The 1,277-nt window shown below is 55.6% G+C and carries 1 protein-coding gene; it reads left to right on the forward strand.

Annotated elements, in window-relative coordinates; all coding sequences use genetic code 11:
* The first annotated feature begins 52 nt into the window (after window positions 1-52).
* Window positions 53-1,276, forward strand: coding sequence for an IS701 family transposase (locus OB916_RS16905; protein WP_315910468.1), 1,224 nt, complete (start codon window positions 53-55; stop codon window positions 1,274-1,276).
* The last annotated feature ends 1 nt before the right edge of the window (window position 1,277 follow it).

Consider the following 1,277-nt stretch of genomic DNA (forward strand, 5'->3'; position numbering starts at 1 on the left):
CTCAGCTTTGCACGTTGAAGTAGGAGCGTGACGTAGGCGGTAGCAAGGACAGATGATGCCGATTACGGACTTTCTGTCGTGCACGCGCGTGTTCGACAAGTTCGAATCGCTGTCACCAGCACAACGTCGCCACGCCAAAACCTACGCCACGGGTCTTGTTGCGGCCAGCAACAAGACCGTGGCTGGTATCGCACGCGAAGTCATTCCAGCCAACAGTAAACGCGCCCTCAACAAATTCCTTACCGAGTACGACTGGGACGAACAGCAGTTCAACCACGAACGTCTTGAGGAACTCCAGAAACACGGTGAAACACGCTGGTCGAAGGATGGCTACATCATCCTCGACGACACCATCACCGAGAAAGCCGGGGACGAAGTCCCCGGCGTCGGACACTTCTACGATCACGCTGAAGGCGACACTGTCTGGGGACAAGACCTCATCTACGCCTTCTACGCTGACGACAAAACGGCCTATCCGCTCACCTTCCGCCTCTACGAAAAACAGGACGAAGATGACCAAGACCACGACACCAAGTACGATCTCGCCCGCGATATCGTCACCGAACTCGAAGAAGAGGTAGGTGTACCTGCGGACACCTACCTCTTTGACTCGTGGTTCGCCCATGATTCTGACCTTCCAGAACAGATCGAATCCTACGGCAAGGACTGGATCGGCCCGCTCCGGAGCAACCGACAAGTGACCTACGCCGGTGAAGAGATTCGCGTCGATGCGCTGGCAGAGCGCATCGACACAGTTGAGCGCAATATCGATGACGACACCTACCACATCTGGACGAAGAAGCTTCCCGTCTCCCAACTGGGAGACGTGAAGCTGGTCATTGCAGAGAAAGAAACCGACGAAGACGAGAAGAATCCGGTCAAGTACCTCGCCACGAACAAAATCGACGCACCGACCGAACACGTGATTCGCTCCTACGGAATGCGGTGGCGTATCGAGACGTTCTTCGAGGACTCGAAGCAGGATCTCGGCTTTGGAGACTGCGAGATGCAGACCGACGAAGGTGCCAGTCGGCACTGGCACCTTCTGATGGCTGCCTACAGTCTCGTTCGTCTTGATCCCGATTCGAGCGCCTTGGGGGCGGTTCGCTCGAAGGCGTCATCGCTTCGAGCGAACCTTGAACACTCCCTGAAAGAAGCCGTCTACAACCTTCTCTCGTGGGTTCGGGACAATAATGATCGTGGCGTCGATGACCTGATGGAAGAAATCGATCACCTGTTCGTTCATTCAACAGCTGACGCTAACGTGCAAAGCTGAG

The organism is Halapricum hydrolyticum (assembly GCF_025517535.1).
GTDB classification, from domain to species: domain Archaea; phylum Halobacteriota; class Halobacteria; order Halobacteriales; family Haloarculaceae; genus Halapricum; species Halapricum hydrolyticum.